Below are 516 nucleotides of genomic sequence, written 5' to 3' on the forward strand. Positions count from 1 at the left end.
CCGACAAACTGGTGAAAGTGCGTGCCAAGGACGGTGCCGATCTCTATGTCCTGATTCACATCGAAGTCCAAGGCGACGCCGAGCGCGGCTTCAGCGAGCGGATGTTTGTCTATCAGTACCGACTGCGCGATCGCTACGGGCTCGATGTCGTCAGCCTCGCGGTCCTGACCGACACCACAGCGAGCTTCCGTCCCAGATCGTATCGCCAAGCGCGCTGGGGCTGCGGGATTGCATTCCGGTTTCCGATGGTCAAACTGCTCGACTACACTGCGCCCGAACGCTGGGCCGAGCTGGAAGCCAGCGACAACGTCTTCGCCCTGGTGGTCATGGCCCAGATCCGCGCCAAGGTCACCGATGATGCCGACACGCTCAAAGGCTGGAAATTCCGCCTCATCCGCCTGATGTATCAGCGCGGCTATGAGCGCGCACTGATCCTGGAGCTGTTCCGACTGATCGACTGGATGATCCGTTTACCTGCGCACTTGGAAGCAGACTTCCGCCAAGCACTCTATGCCT

At 60.3% G+C, this 516-nt stretch carries 1 pseudogene; it reads left to right on the top strand.

Annotated elements, in window-relative coordinates:
- Nucleotides 1-11 precede the first annotated feature (11 nt).
- A pseudogene (locus tag CKO42_RS26905) lies at nucleotides 12-516 on the top strand (hypothetical protein); the annotation flags it as partial.

The organism is Lamprobacter modestohalophilus, assembly GCF_016583905.1.
In the GTDB taxonomy this organism is placed as follows: domain Bacteria; phylum Pseudomonadota; class Gammaproteobacteria; order Chromatiales; family Chromatiaceae; genus Lamprobacter; species Lamprobacter modestohalophilus.